Raw genomic sequence first — 15,293 nt, 5'->3', positions numbered from 1 at the left:
GGAACGTCTCAGCGATGTTGAGGCCGCCAGCACCGGCAGTTTCAGCAGCCCCAGGACCCGCGGTGATTTGGGTTTGTAGGCCGGGTAAGGCGTACGCCGCCACCCGGCATAGATGCGGCTCCAGGCCTGATGCCATCGCCCGGCGGCGCTGCGCTTGCTCGGGCCTACAGACAGTCAGAGCCGAATAAGGTCGGGTAAGCGAAGCGCCACCCGACAAAACAACGGCGCATCCGCTGACCTCACCTCATCCGGTGCTCTCCGTTGACCAGCGCGTCGCGATCGAAAAAGCGCTGGATCACGCCCTCCGCCATAAACGCCGCCCGATCGGACATATGGGCGATGACGTCGGCATCGTGGCTGACCAGCAGATAGGTCATGCCGTGCTCCTGTTTCAGGCGGTTAAGCAGATTGAGAATTTCCGCCTGCACCGACATATCCAGCGCCGAGGTCGGCTCATCCAGCAGCAGGATCTGCGGGCGCAGCAGCAGGGCGCGGGCAATGGCCACGCGCTGCCGTTGCCCGCCGGAGAGCTGGTGTGGATAGCGGCGCACGGCGTCGGCGGCCAGACCCACCTGCTCAAGGGCGGTGGTCACCCGCGGGGCAACGTCGCGGATGCCGTGGATCTGCAGCGGCTCCGCCAGGGTGCGCCACAGGGTATGGTTGGGATGCAGCGAGGCGTACGGATCCTGAAACACCATCTGCACATTGCGTCGCAGCGCGCCCTGAAAGCGGGCGCCCGGCGCGATGCCCTGGCCCAGCAGTTCCACGCTGCCGCGCCATTCGCGCTGTAATCCGGCGAGCACGCGCAAAATCGTCGATTTGCCGCAGCCGGAGGCGCCGATCAGACTGAAGGTTTCCCCGGCGTCGACACAGAAACTGGCGGCAGAGACCGCCGTCTTCGCGCCGAATGTTACCTGCAAATCCTTAAGATTAACGATCGCCATGGGCCGTCTCCGTAAAGTCCTGAGTTCTGTCGAGGGTCGGCAGCATCTGGCCGTAAGTGTGCGCATTCGGCCGGCAGGTCCACAGGGTGCGCGTATAAGGGTGCGTCGCGCTCGGCAGCGCCGGCGCCGGCATCTCATCGACCCGGCTCCCCTGGTACATCACCAGCACGCGATCGCAATGCGCGGCCACCAGCGGCAGATCGTGGCTGATCAGTAACATGGCCATCTGCCGCTGTGCGCACTGCTCCACCAGCAGCTCGAGGATCTGGTTGCGCAGGCGGGCGTCGAGGGCCGAGGTCGGCTCGTCGGCAATCAGCACTTTCGGGTTATTAAGCAGCGCGAGGGCGATCATTACCCGCTGCCCCATCCCGCCGGAGAGCTCGCCGGGATAGCGGCTGAGGACCGGCAGATCCAGACCGACGGCGGCGATGGCGTCTTTAACCGCCTCGGCGCGCGCGCGGCGGCTGAGACGCTGATGCAGGGTTAACGCCTCTTCCAGCTGCGCCTGAATGGACTGCACAGGATTTAGCGCATAGCGCGGATCCTGCAGCACCATAGCGATATCGTTGCCGCGCAGCGCCCGCCAGCCGCGGGCGCTGAGGGTTAGCACATCGCGCCCCAGCACCTCCAGCCGTTCGGCGCTCACCACCCCGGGCTTGCGCACCAGGCCCATCAGCGCCCGGGCGGTCATCGATTTGCCGGAGCCGGATTCGCCCACCAGCGCCAGCCGCTCGTTGCCGAGGGTGAAGCTGACGTTATCCACCACCCGGGCGGTGGGGTAGTCGACGGCGAGTCCCTGGACGGTCAGTCGGATGTCAGTCATGTTGCGGCTCCAGAATATCGCGCAGGCCATCGCCCAGCAGGTTAAACGCCAGGCTGGCGAGCAGGATCGCCGCGCCGGGGATGGCGGCGATCCACCACTGGTCGAAAATCACCTGCATCCCGTCAGCAATCATCGCTCCCCACTCCGCCATCGGCGGGCGGGCGCCAAGGCCGAGAAAGCCGAGCCCGGCAGCGGCGAGGATAATGCCCGCCAGATCGAGCGCCAGCCGGACAATCGCCGACGGCAGACACAGCGGCAGAATATGGCCGACCAGCAGCCGCCAGCCGCGAATACCCAGCATCTCCGCCGCGGCGAGGTAATCGCTATGGCGCAGGCGCTGAATTTCGCTGCGCGCCTGACGGGCGTAGGCCGGCCAGGTGGTCAGGGCTAACGCCAGCGCGCCGTTGACCAGCCCCGGGCCGAGCATCGCCACGAACGCGAAAGCGAGGATCAGGCGCGGCATCGACATCACCACGTCGGTAAACCGCATCAGTATCCGCTCCAGCCACCCGCCATAGTAGCCGGAGAGGATACCTACCAGCAGCCCGACGGGCAGGGTAATGGCGGTCACCAGCGCCACCAGACCCAGCGCCGGGCGGGTGCCGTAGAGCAGGCGCGACAGCAGGTCGCGGCCGTAGCTGTCGGTGCCGAGCCAGTGCCCTGCGCCCGGCCCCTGCAGACGAGCGGCGGCATCCTGCCAGTTGGGATCGTGCGGTGCCAGCCACGGGGCGAACAGCGCGGTCAGCACCAGCAGGATCACCAGGGTCAGGCCACTGAAGGCGGCGGGTGAGCGGCGCAGACGGCGTAAAAACAGATAAGTCGGCATCAGCGCACCCTCGGATCGGTTAACCGCACCAGCAGGTCGGTCAGGTTATTGATCAGCACAAAGCTCACGCCAATCAGCAGCGTGCCGCCCATGATCGCCGTGGTATCTCCGGCGAACAGCGCGGTGGTGAGATAGCGGCCGATCCCCGGCCACGAGAAGACGGTTTCGGTGAGCACCGCCCCTTCGAGCATCGAGGTCCAGGCGAGAGCGGTCACCGTCAGCAGAGTGCCGCGGATATTGGGCAGGACGTGGCGCAGCAAAATCGTCATCTCTCCGGCCCCTTTGGCCCGCGCCAGCAGAATGTACTCTTTGTTCATCTCGCTCAGGCAGGCGGAGCGGGTCAGACGGGTGATGCTGGCCAGCGAGTAATAGGCCAGCACCAGCACCGGCAGCGCCAGATGGCCGATCGCATTTTTAAACGCCGCGGTATCGCCGGAGAGCCAGGTGTCGATCAGCGCAAAACCGCTGCGCGGCTCGACGGTGTACTGATAAATATCGTCGAGGCGACCCGGGCCCGGCGCCCACTGCAGCCGGGCGTAGAACAGGGCCAGCATCAGCAGGCCGAGCCAGAATATCGGCACCGAGTTGCCCAACAGGGTAAAGGTGCGCACCGCCAGATCCCACGGTGAACCGGCGTAACGCGCGCACAGCACCCCGGCGACGATGCCCAGTACCGCACCGACGATCAGCGCCAGGGTCGCCAGCTCAAGGGTGGCCGGGAAGACCGCCAGCAGATCGTGGAGCACCGGCTGGCCGGTGGCGCTGGCGATACCGAGATCGCCATGGGCCAGGTTGACCAGGTAGTGCCAGAACTGCACCGGCAGCGGCTGGTCGAGACCCAGCTGATGGCGAACCTGGTCATAGGTCGACTGGCTGGCATGGTCGCCGACGATCTGCAGTACGCGGTCGACGGGCGACAGCGCGGAGAGCGAGAAGGTGACCAGCAGCAGCCCGAACAGCGTGAGCAGCAGCGTCAACAGCCCCTGCAGCAGGCGGGTAAGGTGAGTGGAAAACGATGGCATGGAAAATGGAAATTCCTGGTATATCAGCATGGTACCCGGCGGCGCGACGCCGACCGGGCCTGGGTGAGGCGTCGGTCATCCGGGCAGGTGAGGCCGCCGTACCCGGTGACAAAAACCCGCTTACTTGGTCACGTTATCGTACCAGACCATATCGGCGTTCAGCCCCTGCTGATAGCCCTTCACGTTGTCACGCACCACGATCTGGGTTTTCCCCTGGTCAATAAAGACGTACGGCGAATGCTGCAGCAGGGATCCCTGCATCGTTTTGTACAGGTCGAGGCGCTTCGCCGGGTCCGGCTCCGCCACCGCGGCGAGGGTAGCTTTATTCAGCTCAGGGATCTGCCAGCCGTTGAGCCCGGCCACGGTGCTGGATTTACCATCGTTCCAGGCAAAGGCGCTGGCGTTAGAGTGGGCATCAAAGTAGTCCGGGATCCACAGGCGGATCGCCGCCTGATGCTGTTTCGCGCGTACCCGGGCATAGACCTGGCTGCCGGCGGCCGGCAGCAGATCCACTTTCACCCCGCCCTGGGCAAAGCTGGCCTGCAGCGACTGGGCGATGGTGATAAACGGTGGTTTGTTCTCCACGTCGAGGGTGAAGTGGGCATCCTTAATGCCCGCTTTATCGAGGATAGCCTTAGCTTTTTGCGGGTCGAAGGTGAACGGATTGGTTTCCAGCGCCCCCGGCAGGCCGGCTGGCAGGAAGCTCTGGTGAATAAAGTACTGGCCTTTCAGCAGATTTTTGGTGATGCCCTCATAATCGACCAGCCAGCGCGCCGCCTCCCAGAAAGCCGGGTTATTGAGCAGCGGGTTGGCGCTGTTGGCGGTATTAAACACCAGATAGTTCTGCTCGGCAGATGGGATGCTCAGCACCTTCACGCCGGGTTTATCCTGCAGGGCGGCAATCTGGTCAGCGCCGAGATCACGCGCCACGTCGGCATCACCCTGCTGGATCAGCAGGCGGCGGGAAGCCGGGTCGGGGACGTTTTTAATAATGATGCTCTTGATCTTCGGCGCGCCGGTGGGGGAGCTGGCGTTGGCTTCCAGCACGATGGCCTGATGCGGCTGGTAGACGCGCATTTTATAGGCCCCGCTGCCCGCCGAGTGCATCTTCAGCCAGTCGTTGCCGAAGTCATTATTTTTCGCGTTCGGCGCTACCTGTTTTTCATCAACGATGGAGGCGATAGGGGTGGAGAGAATATTCAGCGCCACCGCCGGGCTGACGTCGGCGGTCCAGTGCAGCGTCAGGGTATGATCATCAATCTTTTTCAGCTGGCTGGCGATGTTATCCGGCTGCCAGCCGAGCACGTTGAGAATAAACGCCGGCGATTTATTCAGCGTCACCGCACGGGTGTAAGAGAAAATCACATCTTCCGGGCGCAGCGGATTACCGGAGGCGAATTTGGCATCCGGCTTCAGTTTGATGGTCAGGGTTTTGGCCGCCGGATCGGCCTGCCAGCTTTCGGCGAGGATCGGTACGATTTTTTCAGGGTTGTTGCGGTCCGGCTGCACCAGACGCTGATAGAGGCTGGGGACCGTCTGAATGCTGGAGAGTTCGTTCGCTTCCGCCGGGTCGAGGCTGACGATATCGTCGAGACCTTGGGCAACCACCAGCGTGTTGGGCGGTGTAGCGGCATGCGCGGCGGCGGTGAGCGCCGTCAGTACCAGTAAAGGCAACAGTTTTTTGGTCATGTGCAATCCCTGAAAAATGGTTGTTTTAATTTTTTATGCCTCGCTACGTTAGGCCGCTTGCCAAAAGGCGTAAAGTCAAAATAAGGATATCCTTATGCTAAAAACGCATATTCAAGATCGACAGGTTATTGCCGGTCGCGCAGAAGCGCCTTTCTCCGCTTCTGGCTTCTTGCTATAACAAATTGTCTATTGCAAGGAGGTGGGTGTGCCGGAAATCAATGAGTTTGGCCAGCAGGTGAACGATCTTGTCCCCGGCTGGCAGGGGGCGCAAGTCCTGCGGCGGACGGCGTTAAACGGCCGTTTTTGTCGACTGGAGCCGCTGGACGTTGACCGTCATGCGGCGGATCTGTTTGCCGCCTATGCGCTCGGCGACAACAGCGACTGGACGTGGCTGGCGTCTACGCGGCCGGAGAGCGTGGCGGCGACCGCCCACTGGATCGCGGGCAAGGTGAATGATGATGCTCTGGTGCCGTACGCGGTGATTGACCTGCGTAGCGAGCAGGCGGTGGGCATCGTCAGCTATATGGCGATCGAGCGGGAAATGGGCACGGTTGAGATCGGCCATGTCACCTGGTCGCGACGGATGAAAAACACCCCGCTGGGTACCGAAGCGGTCTGGCTGTTGCTGAAGAACGGCTTTGACCATGGCTACCGTCGGCTGGAGTGGAAATGCGATTCGATGAATGTCGCCTCGCGCCGGGCCGCCGAGCGGCTGGGCTTTAGCTGGGAAGGACGTCTGCGGCAAAGGCTGGTGCGTAAAGGGCGGACGCGTGACAGCGATATGCTGTCCATCATCGACGGCGAGTGGCCTGCGCGCGATGCGGCGCTGCGGGCGTGGCTGGCGGCGGAGAACTTTACTGCCGACGGGCAGCAGATCAAACGCCTGGAGGCGTTTCGCTAACATCAACCTATGTGGTCAAACCCGGGAACGGCACCCCGGTCGCGCTGCGCTTACCGGGGCTACGTTACATTGCCTCAGGGTAGGCCGGGCAAGGCGTAGCCGCCGCCCGGCATTGACCCGTTAACGGCGAACCGGCGCGTCGCCAGCGACATAATACGCCGCGGTGCTGCGCGGCAGCGGCTGGCGGCCGCGAATGGCGTCAGCCATCTTCTCGCCAATCATAATGGTGGTGGCGTTGAGGTTGCCGGTGATGATCTGCGGCATAATCGAGGCATCGACCACCCGCACGCCTTCCAGACCGTGGACGCGGCCCTCGCCGTCGACCACCGCCATCTCGTCGTAACCCATCTTACAGGTCCCGCACGGGTGGAACGCGGTCTCGGCGTGGTTGCGCACAAACTCATCCAGTTCGGCATCGCTCTGGCATTCTATTCCCGGACTGATTTCGCGGCCGCGATACTTATCCAGCGCTGGCTGGTTCATGATTTCGCGGGTAATGCGGATGGCGTCGCGGAACTCCTGCCAGTCCTGTTCATGGGACATATAGTTAAACAGGATCGCCGGATGGGCGTGCGGATCGCGCGACTTCAGGCGCACGTGGCCGCGGCTGGGCGAACGCATTGAACCGACGTGGCACTGGAAGCCGTGCTCTTTCACCGCGTTGGAGCCATTGTAGTTAATCGCCACCGGCAGGAAGTGGTATTGAATATTTGGCCAGGCAAATTCTGCGCGGCTGCGGATAAAACCGCCCGCTTCGAACTGGTTGCTGGCGCCAATGCCGGTGCCGCCGAACAGCCACTCGGCGCCAATCTTCGGCTGGTTCCACCACTGCAGCGCCGGGTAGAGCGACACCGGCTCTTTGCATTCATATTGCAGATACATCTCCAGATGGTCCTGCAGGTTCTCACCCACGCCGGGGAGATCGTGCACCACCGGGATATCGAACTGCCTGAGCAGCTCCGGGTTACCGACGCCGGAGCGCTGCAGGATCTGCGGCGAGGCAATCGCCCCGGCGCACAGCAGCACCTCTTTGTTGGCCGTCGCTTTGGACGGGATCGTGCTTTCTCCCTCCAGCCACTCGACGCCCACCGCGCGCTTGCCGGCAAAAATAATGTGATCGGTCAGCGCATGCGTGCGGATGGTCAGGTTCGGGCGACCGCGCGCCTGGTCGAGATAGCCGCGGGCGGTGCTGGCGCGACGGCCCTGCGGCGTCACGGTGCGGTCCATCGGGCCAAAGCCTTCCTGCTGGTAGCCGTTGAGATCGTCGGTGCGCGGATAACCCGCCTGCACCCCGGCGGTGACCATCGCCTCGAAGAGGGGATTATTGCCCGGCTTCGGCGTCGTCACACTCACCGGGCCATCGCCGCCGTGATAGTCGTTAGGCCCGATATCGCGGGTTTCCGCTTTCCGGTAGTAGGGCAGGCAGTCGAGATAGCTCCAGTGTTCCAGACCCGGCTCTTTGGCCCAGTTGTCCAGATCCATCGCGTTACCGCGGATGTAGCACATGCCGTTGATCAGCGACGAGCCGCCGAGCCCTTTGCCGCGTCCGCACTCCATGCGGCGATGGTTCATATACGGCTCAGGTTCGGTTTCGTAGGCCCAGTTGTAACGTTTGCCCTGCAGCGGGTAAGCCAGCGCGGCGGGCATCTGGGTGCGGAAATCGAACCGGTAGTCCGGGCCGCCGGCTTCCAGCAGCAGGACGGTGGTGTTTGGATCTTCAGTCAGTCGTGTTGCCAGAACGTTGCCGGCGGAGCCGGCGCCAATAATGATGTAGTCAAATTGCAAAAAAACCTCCCGGTTAAAATATGGACTGGAATTTACCCATCTCAACCTGGATGGACTTCACCTGGGTGTAACTCTGCAGCGTCATGACGCCATTCTCGCGGCCAATGCCGGAGTGCTTATAGCCGCCAACCGGCATCTCCGCCGGGGATTCACCCCAGCTGTTGATCCAGCAGATACCGGCTTCCAGCTGGTGGATAAGACGGTGGGCACGGTTGAGGTTGGGCGTCACCACGCCGGCGGCGAGGCCGTATTCGGTGGCGTTGGCGCGGCGAATGACCTCCGCTTCGTCGGTATAGCTGAGGATCGACATCACCGGACCGAAGATCTCTTCGCGCACGATAGTCATCTCGTCGCTACAGTCGGTAAACACCGTCGGGGCGACCCACGCGCCGTTATCGAAACCGTCGCCTTTCAGCGCCTCGCCGCCGCACAGCAGGCGCGCGCCTTCGCGTTTGCCGCTCTCGATATAGCGCAGAACGTTGTCGCGATGGGGGAAGCTGACCAGCGGGCCGAAGTTGGTGTCATCGGCAAACAGATCGCCGGGGCGGATGCGGCCCACGCGTTCGAGGATCTTGTGCTCGAATTCCGCCTTCTGTTTCGCCGGGACAAACACCCGGGTGCCGTTGGTGCACACCTGACCGGAGCTGTAGAAGTTGGCCATCATGGCGATATCGGCGGCGAGGTCGAGGTCGGCATCGTCCGCGATAATCAGCGGCGATTTACCGCCCAGCTCCATGGTGACCTCTTTCAGCGACGAGGCCGCGGAGTTGGCCATCACTTTTTTGCCGCTGGCGACGCCGCCGGTGAAGGAGATTTTGGCGATGCCCGGATGTTCGGTCAGATACTGGCCGGTTTCCGCGCCGATCCCCGGCAGGACGTTAAACACCCCGTCCGGCAGGCCCGCTTCGCTGTAAATTTCCGCCAGCTTGAGGGCGGTGAGCGGGGTGACTTCGCTCGGTTTGAAAATCATCGCATTGCCGGCGGCCAGCGCCGGCGCCGATTTCCACAGCGCGATCTGGATCGGGTAGTTCCACGCGCCGATCCCGGCCACCACCCCCAGCGGTTCGCGACGGGTATAGACGAAGGAGCTGTCGCGCAGCGGGATCTGGCTGCCTTCCAGCGCCGGGATCAGCCCCGCGTAATACTCCAGCACGTCGGCGCCGGTGACGATATCGACGGCGGCGGTTTCACTAAGGGGTTTACCGGTATCCAGCGTCTCCAGCCGCGCCAGCTCATCGTTGCGCTGGCGCAGAAGGTCGACGGCGCGACGCAGGATGCGCGAGCGTTCCATGGCGGTCATCGCCGCCCAGATTTTTTGCCCACGCTGCGCGCTCTCAACGGCGCGGTCGACATCCTCGCGTCCGGCAGCCTGAACGGTCGCCAGCACCTCGCCAGTGGCAGGGTTGATGGTCTCGAAGATGCGACCGCTGGTGGCCGATGTATAACCACCATTAATATAAAGCTGCTGTTCTGCCATTCGGGACATAACGCCTCCTCGGTTATGGGTTCGGTAAATGCTGACGAATAAAGTGGCTGGTCAGCGACTGCGCCAGCGTCTTATCCAGCGGTTTGCCGCTGAGCGCCGCCCGCAGCCACAGGCCGTCTATCAGCGCCGCCAGCCCGTAACCGGCCTCCTGCGCCTGCTCGCGCGGCAGCTCGCGGCGGAATTCGTACACCAGGTTCGACAGCAGCCGACGGCTGCTGACCTGCTGTAACCGATAAAGCATCGGCTGGTGCATGCTGCTGGCCCAGAAGGCCAGCCAGGCCTTCATCGCCGCGCTGCTGATCTGCGTCTCATCAAAGTTGCCGCCGACAATCGCCTGCAGGCGTTGGCTGGCGCTGCCGTCCGGCAGGGCGTGCAGACGGTTGAGCACCGCGTCGCGCAGCTGGCTGGTGATGTCGCGCATGGTCGCCTCCAGCAGACCATTTTTATCTTTGAAATAGTGACTGATGATCCCCGTCGAGACGCCCGCCCGTCGGGCGATCTGCGCGATGGTCGCATCATGCATTCCGACTTCATTTATTGCGTCCAGCGTGGCATCGATCAGTTGCCTGCGCCGGATTGGCTGCATCCCCAGTTTGGGCATTTTTGCCACTCCATTCATCAGCGTTGGTTAACTATTAAAGCGGTTTTTGATTGGACGTTCAATATAAAATGTGTCTTAATTGTTACGTTATTGAATTTTAATAGTTACAAAAACAGTGGGGATACTGGATGACAGATCTTTCGCAAAACAGAGAAAAGGACAAAATCAATCCGGTGGTTTTTTATACCTCGGCCGGACTGATTTTGTTGTTTTCCCTGATGACGATCTTTTTTCGCGATTTTTCTGCCGAGTGGATTGGGCGCACCCTCAACTGGGTGTCGAAAACCTTCGGCTGGTACTATCTGCTGGCGGCGACGCTGTATATCGTCTTCGTCGTCTGCATTGCCTGCTCGCGCTTCGGCTCGGTGAAGCTCGGCCCGGAGCAGTCAAAGCCCGAGTTCAGCCTGCTGAGCTGGGCGGCGATGCTGTTCGCCGCCGGGATCGGTATCGACCTGATGTTCTTCTCGGTCGCCGAGCCGGTGACGCAATATATGCAGCCGCCGGAAGGGGCGGGGCAGACCATCGAGGCGGCGCGCCAGGCGATGGTCTGGACGCTGTTTCACTATGGCTTAACCGGTTGGTCAATGTATGCCCTGATGGGTATGGCGCTGGGATACTTTAGCTATCGTTATAATTTGCCGCTCACCATCCGCTCGGCGCTGTACCCGATTTTTGGCAAACGGATCAATGGGCCCATCGGCCACAGCGTCGATATTGCGGCGGTGATCGGCACCATCTTCGGCATCGCCACCACCCTCGGTATCGGCGTCGTGCAGCTCAACTACGGTCTGAGCGTGCTGTTCGATATTCCGGACTCGCTGGCGGCGAAAGCAGCTCTGATTGCGCTGTCGGTGATCATCGCCACCATCTCGGTCACCTCCGGGGTGGACAAGGGCATCCGCGTGCTCTCCGAGCTGAACGTCGCCCTCGCGCTGGGGTTGATCCTGTTTGTATTGTTCATGGGCGATACCTCCTTCCTGCTTAATGCGTTAGTGCTGAACGTCGGCGACTACGTCAACCGCTTTATGGGCATGACGCTGAACAGCTTCGCCTTCGACCGGCCGGTAGAATGGATGAATAACTGGACGCTCTTTTTCTGGGCGTGGTGGGTGGCCTGGTCGCCGTTTGTGGGCCTGTTCCTGGCGCGCATTTCGCGCGGGCGCACCATCCGCCAGTTTGTGATGGGCACCCTGATTATTCCGTTCACCTTTACCCTGCTATGGCTGTCGGTGTTCGGCAACAGCGCGCTGTATGAGATTATTCACGGCGATGCGGCCTTTGCCGAGGAGGCGATGGTCCACCCGGAGCGCGGATTCTACAGCCTGCTGGCGCAGTACCCGGCGTTTACCTTTAGCGCGTCGGTGGCGACCATTACCGGTCTGCTGTTCTACGTCACCTCCGCCGACTCCGGCGCGCTGGTGCTGGGGAACTTCACCTCGAAGCTGAAGGACATCAACAGCGATGCCCCGAACTGGCTGCGCATCTTCTGGTCGGTGGCCATCGGTCTGTTGACCCTCGGCATGCTGATGACCAACGGCATCTCGGCGCTGCAGAACACCACGGTGATCATGGGGCTGCCGTTCAGCTTTGTGATTTTCTTCGTGATGGCCGGGCTGTATAAATCCCTGAAAGTGGAAGATTACCGCCGGGTCAGCGCCAGTCGCGACACCGCCCCGCGCCCGATGGGCCTCCAGGATCGTCTGAGCTGGAAGAAGCGCCTGTCGCGGCTGATGAATTACCCGGGCACGCGCTATACCAAACAGATGATGGAGACGGTGTGCTACCCGGCGATGGAAGAGGTAGCCCAGGAGCTGCGGCTGCGCGGCGCCGCGGTGGAACTGAAGAGCCTGCCGCCGGAAGAGGGCGAGAACCTTGGCCACCTCGATCTGCTGGTGCACATGGGCGACGAGCAGAACTTCATCTACAAGATCTGGCCGCAGCAGTACTCGGTGCCGGGCTTTACCTATCGAGCGCGCAGCGGGAAATCCACCTATTACCGGCTGGAGACCTTCCTGCTGGAGGGCAGTCAGGGTAACGACCTGATGGACTACAGCAAAGAGCAGGTGATCACCGATATTCTCGACCAGTACGAGCGGCACCTGAACTTTATCCATCTTCATCGGGAAGCGCCGGGGAACAGCGTGATGTTCCCGGACGGCTAGTCAGGGGAGCCCCCGTCGGCGAAAGGCTGACGGGGGCGATGGTCGTTACGGGTAGTTAAAGGCGTCCGGATGGTTGTCGAGGCTACCGCTGAGGGCGGCAAACAGCACGGTTTTGCCATCGATGGACAGGGCATCGCTGACGTTAAGCCAGGTCAGCTTCTCCTGGTCGGTTTTTTCATCGACCACCGAGTAAACGCCCGACATCTGTTGGCTTTTCTCCGACCAGATCACCGCGATACGTTCATGACCGCAGTCGTGGGGTTTGCAGGCGCTTAACACCTGCCAGGATTCGCTACCCAGCTTCACCGTCTGCGCGGGCGAACCGGTGCCGCCGGTGGTTACCCAGGCGGGCAACTGATGGCCTTTGACCATCTGGTTAAACGACGCCCGGGTGGCGGCATCGTGGGCCAGACTGTTCAACGTGACATCGCCTTGCGCCATGACGCTGGCGGAGGCGGCTAAGGTGATGATAGCGGTAAGCGCTTTAAACATGTTTCCTCCTGGACTTATTCCGTCCTCATAACAAGCCTCTTTATAGTGAGCGTAGGGAATGATTAATGCAAACTCTGACATATTTTCTGTGAATGATTAGGAGCGGTGCGCGCATGGACGTTACGCTAAGCGATATGCCATGATGCGGATTGATTTATTTTCCAAATATATGCCCTTGTGATAAAGCAGTTAGCGAAATGGCATAGTTATTCAGGCGATAAAGCATGGCGTATGTGAATCATCTACTGACGTTTATTGAGAGTAATCCGGCGCTGGCGGTGGGGTTTAATCTTATTCTGCTGCTGGTCTCCGGCATATTTGCCCATCTTTTATGCAAGTTCTTGCTGATTAAAGTGGTGCGTAAGGTCTTCTTTAGTAGCCACAAACAGGATGTGCCGCTGGAGAAGGATCGACGCATCGCCGAAAAGCTGTCCAATTTCATTCCGGTTATTATCGTCTATTACGTCCTGCAGTTTATGCCGGCGATGCCGACATCGCTGGTGACGGCGATTAATACCATCTGCGGGATCTTGTTTTTTATTTTTATGTCGGTGTTTTTCAACGAGATGTTGGATATTGTCAACAGCTCTTATCTGCGAAAGACCAAACGTAAAAATCATTCCATTAAGGGCTATATCCAGATAGGCAAAATCTTAGTCCACATCCTGGCGGCGATTATGATCCTCGCCGTGATGTCGAACAAATCGCCGATCATTATTATCTCCAGTCTGGGGGCGGTGGCGGCGGTGCTGATGATCGTGTTCCAGCATACCTTGCTGTCGCTGGTGGCGAACGTTCAGCTGTCGTCTAACGACGTGCTCCAGTTGGGTGACTGGATTGAAATGCCTGACAAGAACCTCAGCGGTGAGGTGACGGATATCGCGCTGCACACCATTACCATTCGCAACTGGGACAATACCATCTCCCGCATCCCGACCAAGAATTTCCTCACCGAGACCTATACCAACTGGCAGGCGATGTTCTCCTCCGGGGCGCGGCGGATCATGCGCAGTATCGCCATCGATCAGCACTCGGTGCGTTTTCTCGACCAGGAGATGCTCTCCTCGATGCTGACCATCCGCGGGGTGAGTGAGCCTTTGAGCACGCTGCTTGATGGCCGGGATCCTGGCGGCGTGGCCGACCGCTGGTTTGTCGATAACGGGCTGACCAACCTGACCCTGTTTCGCCACTATCTGATGCACTATCTCGCCGAGCGACCGGATATTATTAAGGAGATGTACATTGTGGCGAGAACGCTGAAACCGTCGCCGTCGGGCATCCCGCTGGAGATTTACTGCTTCACCTCATCGACGCTGTGGAAAGACTACGAAAATACCCAGTCGGCGATATTTGAGTACATTACCGCGGTGGCCGGGCAGTTTTCCCTGCGACTTTATCAGTATCCCGCCGGGCACGATTTCTGGCGTCTCTCCCAGGAGCATGCCGCCCGGACAGGTCTGCCGCCGTCGGCCGAAGGCTAAGCAGTGATCTGCTGGCGCCAGAGGGCGATCTCCTCCTCCAGCCAGGCGATGAACCGGGCGACTTCCGGCCGGTTCATCGCCTGTGGGGAGACGGTCAGCCAGTAGTGCCAGGGGTAGGGGACGGTGACGGCGGTGAGCTGCACCAGCTCGCCGCGGGCTATCGCCCCCGCCACCAGGGAGCGCCGCTCCAGCGCCACGCCGGCCCCCAGGCGGACCGCCTCCAGCACCAGATTGGAGTCGTTCAGGCGCAGGCCCGAAGGGACGATCGGCTTTTCCAGCCCCGCCTGGCTGCACCAGGCGTTCCAGGACTCCATGGAAAAAATAATATCGCTGGCGGCGATCGCCTGCGGGGTGGTCGGCAGGTCGCCGCCGCGATAGCCGGGGGCGGCGACCACCAGTTGTTCATCGGCAAACAGATGCCGGCTTTCCATCCCCTCCCAGTCACCTTGCCCCATGCGAAGGGCCAGATCGATACCCTCCTGCTGCAGGTTAACCACCGCCAGGCTGGTCAGCAGGCGCACCGCGATCTGCGGATGCCGCGCCTGAAAGCGCGCCAGCCGCGGCAGCAGCCAGTGGCAGCCAAAGGAGGGGAGCGTCGCCAGGGTCACTTCCAGGGTGCGGGGTTTGATCTGCACCATGCGCGTGGCGTCGGCGATGTGCTGTAACGCCTCGCGGATTTGCAGGGCATAGAGCCGTCCTTCTTCCGTGATGCGCACCCCGCGGCCGTGGCGGATAAAGAGCGTGACGCCGACCAGCGCTTCCAGCTGTTTGATGTGCTGGCTGACCGCCGAATGGGTCACGTTCAACTCGTGGGCGGCCTGCGTCACGCTGCCGAGGCGCGCCACCGCCTCAAAGCTGCGCAGGCTGGCGACAGGGGGAAAATCTGCCATGGTGGTTTCTCTGTCAGTGAGTCGATACGTTAACGTTACTACCGGGTTAACGGGTTTTAAAGCCGCTGCGAACAGGCTGAAAAGGGGCTGTATGCTGCCTCAGTCGGTATAGCACAAGGGGGACAGGAGGGCTACCGCGAATCGCCAATCTGTTAGTTTGACTAACCATTGCGGTAAGTATCCCGTGATAT

General features: G+C 61.2%; 13 protein-coding genes. 3 read left to right on the top strand and 10 right to left on the bottom strand.

Translation table 11 applies throughout. The annotated features are described in order from the left end of the window. Positions 1-239: 239 nt before the first annotated feature. The 5 genes from CWM57_RS20660 to CWM57_RS20640 all read right to left on the bottom strand — a co-directional run bounded on the left by CWM57_RS20660 (position 240) and on the right by CWM57_RS20640 (position 5,304). Positions 240-944: an ABC transporter ATP-binding protein gene (locus tag CWM57_RS20660; RefSeq protein ID WP_100675936.1), complete on the bottom strand. Its 705-nt coding sequence runs from the start codon at positions 942-944 to the stop codon at positions 240-242. Next, positions 931-1,767, bottom strand: coding sequence for an ABC transporter ATP-binding protein (locus CWM57_RS20655; protein ID WP_074386601.1), 837 nt, complete (start codon positions 1,765-1,767; stop codon positions 931-933). Before CWM57_RS20655 ends, CWM57_RS20660 begins: the two co-directional genes overlap by 14 nt. Next, complete coding sequence (locus CWM57_RS20650; RefSeq protein WP_100631582.1) at positions 1,760-2,593, bottom strand: ABC transporter permease; 834 nt, start codon at positions 2,591-2,593, stop codon at positions 1,760-1,762. Before CWM57_RS20650 ends, CWM57_RS20655 begins: the two co-directional genes overlap by 8 nt. Continuing rightward, on the bottom strand, positions 2,593-3,615 hold the full coding sequence (locus CWM57_RS20645; RefSeq protein ID WP_008805559.1) for an ABC transporter permease: 1,023 nt from the start codon (positions 3,613-3,615) through the stop codon (positions 2,593-2,595). The genes CWM57_RS20650 and CWM57_RS20645 overlap by 1 nt, the downstream gene beginning before the upstream one ends. A 120-nt stretch (positions 3,616-3,735) precedes the next feature. Then, the gene (locus tag CWM57_RS20640; protein WP_100631581.1) at positions 3,736-5,304 is read right to left on the bottom strand and encodes an ABC transporter substrate-binding protein; all 1,569 of its coding nucleotides are present in this window, start codon (positions 5,302-5,304) and stop codon (positions 3,736-3,738) included. Between the two features lie 205 nt (positions 5,305-5,509). Here CWM57_RS20640 and CWM57_RS20635 point away from each other — a divergent pair, with 205 nt between their 5' ends. Further along, a complete protein-coding gene (locus tag CWM57_RS20635) occupies positions 5,510-6,205 on the top strand; it encodes a GNAT family N-acetyltransferase (protein WP_087851150.1) in 696 nt (231 codons plus the stop codon). Between the two features lie 120 nt (positions 6,206-6,325). Here CWM57_RS20635 and betA read toward each other — a convergent pair whose 3' ends face one another. From betA to betI, 3 genes are read right to left on the bottom strand one after another with little or no spacing between them, the layout of a single operon-like run. Continuing rightward, positions 6,326-7,990, bottom strand: a complete 1,665-nt coding sequence (gene betA / locus CWM57_RS20630) for a choline dehydrogenase (protein ID WP_100631580.1) — start codon at positions 7,988-7,990, stop codon at positions 6,326-6,328. Between the two features lie 13 nt (positions 7,991-8,003). Next, positions 8,004-9,476, bottom strand: coding sequence for a betaine-aldehyde dehydrogenase (betB, locus tag CWM57_RS20625; RefSeq protein ID WP_100675935.1), 1,473 nt, complete (start codon positions 9,474-9,476; stop codon positions 8,004-8,006). 13 nt (positions 9,477-9,489) lie between these two features. Next, complete coding sequence (gene betI, locus CWM57_RS20620; RefSeq protein WP_004151671.1) at positions 9,490-10,077, bottom strand: transcriptional regulator BetI; 588 nt, start codon at positions 10,075-10,077, stop codon at positions 9,490-9,492. Between the two features lie 128 nt (positions 10,078-10,205). On the opposite strand from betI, the gene betT reads away from it, so the two are divergent. Continuing rightward, a complete protein-coding gene (betT, locus tag CWM57_RS20610; protein WP_008805564.1) occupies positions 10,206-12,239 on the top strand; it encodes a choline BCCT transporter BetT in 2,034 nt (677 codons plus the stop codon). A gap of 45 nt (positions 12,240-12,284) precedes the next feature. On the opposite strand, the gene ivy is transcribed toward betT, so the two are convergent. Further along, positions 12,285-12,731 carry an Ivy family C-type lysozyme inhibitor gene (gene ivy / locus CWM57_RS20605; RefSeq protein ID WP_008805565.1) on the bottom strand — a complete coding sequence of 149 codons (447 nt, stop codon included), beginning with the start codon at positions 12,729-12,731 and terminating at the stop codon, positions 12,285-12,287. Between the two features lie 224 nt (positions 12,732-12,955). On the opposite strand from ivy, the gene CWM57_RS20600 reads away from it, so the two are divergent. Continuing rightward, complete coding sequence (locus CWM57_RS20600; RefSeq protein ID WP_061155404.1) at positions 12,956-14,212, top strand: mechanosensitive ion channel family protein; 1,257 nt, start codon at positions 12,956-12,958, stop codon at positions 14,210-14,212. Here the strand turns inward: CWM57_RS20600 and CWM57_RS20595 are convergent. After that, complete coding sequence (locus CWM57_RS20595; protein ID WP_100675934.1) at positions 14,209-15,102, bottom strand: LysR substrate-binding domain-containing protein; 894 nt, start codon at positions 15,100-15,102, stop codon at positions 14,209-14,211. The genes CWM57_RS20600 and CWM57_RS20595 overlap by 4 nt on opposite strands. Positions 15,103-15,293 lie beyond the last annotated feature (191 nt).

Origin of the sequence: Klebsiella sp. G-Nf4, assembly GCF_002810615.1 — a bacterium.
GTDB lineage: Bacteria > Pseudomonadota > Gammaproteobacteria > Enterobacterales > Enterobacteriaceae > Klebsiella > Klebsiella variicola.
The sequence above is the reverse complement of the archived record's forward strand: the minus strand, read 5'-3'. Positions and strand labels throughout refer to the sequence as shown.